This is a genomic window from Streptococcus oralis (genome assembly GCF_019929345.1).
Taxonomy (GTDB): Bacteria; Bacillota; Bacilli; order Lactobacillales; family Streptococcaceae; genus Streptococcus.
Window position 1 is genome coordinate 1 of sequence record NZ_JAHZPJ010000022.1, and the last position, 5,264, is coordinate 5,264.

General features: G+C 36.5%; 4 protein-coding genes and 2 pseudogenes. All 6 read right to left on the reverse strand.

Annotated elements, in window-relative coordinates; genetic code table 11:
* Positions 1 to 335 (reverse strand): annotated as a pseudogene (locus K1I97_RS09905) (FtsK/SpoIIIE domain-containing protein); the annotation flags it as partial.
* Between the two features lie 167 nt (positions 336 to 502).
* Entirely contained in the window at positions 503 to 874 is a 372-nt protein-coding gene (locus K1I97_RS09910) for a hypothetical protein (RefSeq protein WP_223332335.1), read from the reverse strand.
* A gap of 8 nt (positions 875 to 882) precedes the next feature.
* Entirely contained in the window at positions 883 to 1,860 is a 978-nt protein-coding gene (locus K1I97_RS09915; protein ID WP_223332336.1) for a hypothetical protein, read from the reverse strand.
* A gap of 3 nt (positions 1,861 to 1,863) precedes the next feature.
* Positions 1,864 to 4,029, reverse strand: coding sequence for a hypothetical protein (locus tag K1I97_RS09920; RefSeq protein WP_223332337.1), 2,166 nt, complete (start codon positions 4,027 to 4,029; stop codon positions 1,864 to 1,866).
* A gap of 13 nt (positions 4,030 to 4,042) precedes the next feature.
* Positions 4,043 to 4,411, reverse strand: a complete 369-nt coding sequence (locus K1I97_RS09925; RefSeq protein ID WP_223332338.1) for a DUF5082 domain-containing protein — start codon at positions 4,409 to 4,411, stop codon at positions 4,043 to 4,045.
* 13 nt (positions 4,412 to 4,424) lie between these two features.
* Positions 4,425 to 5,264, reverse strand: a pseudogene (locus tag K1I97_RS09930) (hypothetical protein); the annotation flags it as partial.

Here is a 5,264-nt window from a genome sequence, read left to right on the forward strand (position 1 = left end):
TTGATAAAGTCAGGCTGGTTGACCTTGAGCTCTGCGAACTCATCTGAGATGAGAAAGAGGTGAGGGAGAGGCTCAGTTGCTTCCCCGTTTTTAAATTTCTTTTGATATTGGTTGATATGATTGACTTCAAACTCTCTGAAGAGCCGCTCACGACGGTGAATCTCCGCATTGATGGAAGCCAGCGCCCGCATGGATTGGGCTCCGTCCAAGTTGGTAATGGTTCCCAAGAGATGAGGCAGGTTCTTGAAAAGATTGGCCATTCCCCCACCCTTGTAGTCAATGAACAGAAAGGCCACATCGTGTGGGTGGAAGTTGACAGCCAGACTCAGGATATGTTTTGGGTAAAATAGCAGAGCAGAGAAATTAATGAAAAAATGGAAATCTCTAGAAGTGATAAAAAATATTCTTGTCACATTATACCATATGATAGAGAAGATCAAAAACAAATTAAAATAGAAGACTACACCAACATAGTCTTCTATTCATATCCTTTTAGAATCATTTATTTTTCAGCACCAGGGGCTTGGCTTTGAAATTTACTGTTCTGAATATCAGTGACTTTTTTCTGATACGATTTTTCATTAAAAGATTTCTTCAACGAAAAATCATTGATGGCAATCGCCAAATTCTTATCCCTGCTTTCAAAAGCTTTTGCTGCTCCTGCCAAATAACTATTAAAATTGGTAATAGCCATATTTATTGTGTCTTTTCCTTCTCTGAAAGAATTGATGCAAGCTGTTAAACCAGGTTCTGAACTATCCTCAACCCAATTAGTAGCAGATACATCCTGAGCCGCAAAAGCTGTTTGAAGCTCTTTCTTATTGACATTCTGCAAACGTGCTGTATCTATTTCGACTTTATCTACTTTTCCCATAGTAGCTCCTATTCTTCTTTTTGTGGATGGGTTTCAACCCACTGCTTGAAATCATTAAAAGATCGAATCTGTGTTTTTTCTCCAGTTGTTTCATCTGTGGCATAAAGTTCCATCACTTCCTGACCTTCGGGCGCAAACCAATGAATTAAATCATTAAACCATTCCTCCTCATTGTATTGCTCTGGACGGAAATAGATTTTATTCATTTCTTTCATGTTTTTTGAAATTTCTGGATATAGCTTAGAGAAGTTGGTCCCTGAAACATCTACAGAATCATCTTTATCAAATGATTGCACTAAGTATCCTGTAACCTTCTCTATACCGTACTTTAATAATTCATTTCTAATCTGTTCTCCTATTCCACCTCTACCCCAATCCATAGATTCGTATAAAGTTTCTTTTGAATAAACCTTAGTTTCCTTTTGATCCAAAAGTTGTTTGATTTCTTTTTCTGACATCTCCTTTTCAATTTTACCTGTATCTAGTGAAAAAATAACGTATTTATTTTTTTCCGCCTTGCCTTTTTCATATGAACTCATCCAGATCGGCAAATAGTCTTTTCCATTCCTTGTGAATGGATCATAGTACTGTGCTACCCGATAAGTATTTTCTTTCCCCATCAAATCATAAAGATTCACTTCTTTACTAGCTAAATTAGACGGATTATGTAAATCATAAATCTTTATCTTGAAATACTCCTCTTTGCCAACTTTAGGTGAGGTAGCATCGCTATCTACAAGAAGATAATAGTTTGAAAAATCTACTATATAATTTTGACTGTATCGAAAAGATATTCCATATTCCACATTTCTTTTGTTAGAAGCGAATACAAACTTATTATCATCAAAGGCCTTTATATCTTCAATAATATAATCTCTATTAGGTTCTCCTACATAATCTTTTTTTCTTGCTATATTTAAGAAAAATATTGTTACAAAAGACATTATAAGAAACAAAATAATAATAATCGATTTTCGTTTTCGCATTTATTACCACTCCTCAATTTTATTATGCCAAGTCAAATAATTCTCTCTTCTAAATTCTAAGCCAAAGGTTGAAATATTATTTTTCTGTAAGATTCCCATTTCATCATAAACTTTATTAATACCAATTTCGGAAGGACTCCTATACTGCTCTCCTCGAAACAGGTCGTAGGTATCTTCACTAAGTTTACCTTGCTTATAGAGTTCCGCTGTATATTTATCAAAAGCTTTTAACTGATCAGATTTCGTTTTCCAATCTCCCCCAGCTTTATCATAGATATATCCACGAACTCCATTTTTTTGCAAATCGTCAATCTTTAATATAGATTGCAAATCATAATTCAAATTATATTTCACTTCTCCTTTTTCGGAGGAATTTGAGGAATTTGGCTGATAAGTAGAACCACCAATATCAAATAAGTTATTCTTTAGCTTGTCCCTAGTTTCTTGAAGCTCTTTATCATATTTTATAATTTTCTCATAGCTTGATGCAAGAGTCAAAGCGTTGCCTGCATGGCTTCCCAGCTTTTCTTTATACAAATCACCAAAAGTATATTTTCCAGCCTTATCTCCTGTTCGGATATAAGAACTTAAACTACCATCCATAGTCACTACACTAGAAATTGTGTCTAAAGCAGTACTTACTCCTGGAATTGGAGCTAACGAAGCTGCTTTTGTTACAAAGGAAATCATTTCCTTTTGTCTCTTTTCTGGCAATTCCTTAATTTTTAGGAGTAAATCTTCATTTTGAACTCCAGCACTACTATAAAGTCGTTGTGTGTCCCATTGAACAGTCATTGCGCCTTTCTTAATATTAAAACTGAAATCACCAGTATTCTTGTTAAAAGTAATGTCAGAAACCCCAACGCTAGTATCGATGCGCTGTGATCCCGCACCATTATGAGCTCTAAAATTCTTAGAACTCTTCCCTACTTCCAAACCATACATTGCTTCAAAGAGGTTCGTCAAACGACCAGCTTTTGCCATCTGTTGTTCAAAAGAAGCTAATTGGCCGCCTACTTGAGACATAGCCCGATCATAGGCATCAAACTCTGCCTGACTAGCATCAGAGTCTGGTACTTTAGGAACTAAAGCAGTTGCTGTAACTCCTATTAAACTAGCATGTCGATCTCCTGCATAAATTAATTTTTCAAAGTAAGTTGAAGATTTTTTCAAATCCTGATTAGCGATAGCCTCGACATAACTCCGAAGAACTTCCATTTCAGGTTCTGACCCCTCTGTCACTCTGGAATAGTTCTTAATTACTTCTCCATAAATCAGATCCATCATTGCTCCACTAACATCCGTTGTGTCAATTCCTCCGAGCTTAGCATGATAAGCCTTCAGCTTTTCATAGTATACTTTCTTCTCCTCATCTGATAGTTGGTCTACATCCCGAACAAGAAGCTCATTATCTTTACTAAATTTTATAAGATATTCTTTTAAAGCAGCTCCATCTCCTGAATTCTGTATAGATCCAATTAGATACATATTATCCTTAGTTAATTGTCCATTCTTTATCAAGGAAAGAGTATCTTCAATAGACAGCGAGCTAATGCTAGCACCATTAGCTATGATTGAATTAATCGTCACAATCGTTGAGTTATGAGCTGCCAATTCACTACTAAAAGTTGTATTCGCGCTAGCAAGATCTTCATGAGTATTATCTCTATCCTTCTTTAGATTTCCCAACAATGCAATAATATCATTTTGGATTGACTCTGTTGAAGGGTTTATAGTTAGGTCATGTGATCGAGGTGATTGAGCTAAGGCATCTTTTGCTGTTGTTAAAGCAGAGTCTAAACTCTCTTTTACAGAATCAAATTTTTTCTTTGTATCTTCTGTTAGCCATTTCCCTATTGACTCAATATCTGTATCTTTAGTCTTAATGACTGAACTTCCTGCAAATCCAGCATCATTAACATCCTCTATATAATTTGAAATTAGTGTCCCATATTTTTCCATTGCAAGAGGAAAATCTTCATAAAGTGTCTTTGAAATAGTATTAATCCTATCTGTGAATGCTTCAACAGCTTCCGCAAATTGTTGGTCTGTAGCAATATGGAGCTCCTGTTTGTAAGCACTGATTTCAGCACTATAAACTCTAGAAGCATTCACTGCATTAGTTGAATGGGTCTGTAGACCTTGCTTATCTTTGATGTGGACTTTCATACTCTATACTACCTCATTTCTTCGCATTTTTTGCTGCTTCTATCTCGGCCAATCTATCTTGTGCTCGCGATTGAAATAATGCCATATTAGTCTCGAATAGATCCAAGGCTAAAGCAGTGATTTGCTCATTAATTACTTCCTGAGTACTAGTTTTTACACTTACATACTTGTTGGAGCTATTTTTTATATCGTCCTGTTCCTTATCATACTCTTCGTCATATTTTTGCCCAGCTACATGAAGACTCTCCATGTCATCTTTAGTTGTTGGAACATTTGTACTAACCCCTTCTAATGCTGAAGAAGCTGCTTTGAGAGCCTCTATTTTTTTCTCAAGTGCAGCTAGTTCATTTTCTAGGGCTATAGTTGTTTCCGATTTTGCCATAATTCATTTTCTCCTAGTACATTAAAACTTTAATCTTGTTTGCAATAGTATTTTGAACATAATAATGTGTTTGTTCTTCCAACAATTGCTCTCTTAACTGCTTATTATTAACAGCAACCACAGTTTGATCTGTAATTCTAACAGCCATAATTGCTTTCTTAAAGGACTTAGCTGCTGCAGAAACTGGATCAATCTGTCGATTTAAGCTAGGTACAGTCATTACGATAGAGGCATATCCTCCTCGTTCACCTTTATTTAAAATATAAGCCAAATTATCACGCGTTTCTTGACTCATTTTCTCAATTAATTCAGTCAAATTATAGAGCACCAAAGTAGCTACATGATCGAAATTTTTAGCTTTCATACGTTCATCAATTTTTTGAGAAATAACTGCTATCAACTCCTCATATTCATCTGGATTATTAACAACTAATACATTCTCATCAGATTCAATCTCATTATATTGAGGAGCTAAAATAATCGTCTTTTGTTTTCCACGTGAAAGCAAACGAACAAAGGCCGCCATTTGGCTTTCTTTTTCTGTTAGATAAAGTAGATTTCCACCACAGGGGTTCCAAGTAACCGGCTCAACTGTCTCCAAGTCAAGTCCTAATGGCACGAGTCCTTGTTCATAGGCAGCCTGCACGCTTGCCCGACCATAAAAGTCCGCCTCTGTCAACTCCTCCGGCACCATCGGGATGGCACTTGGGCGCTGTCCTGTCCAGGCTTCTTGGAGAGAAGCCACTTCCTGGCGCAGATTGTTGAGAACTTGGGTGTCATTGGCTCCTGAGACTGGCAAGGCCAGCTGGATAACATCTACCTCTTCACGTTTCATCAGTGCTCGTCCCTTGAT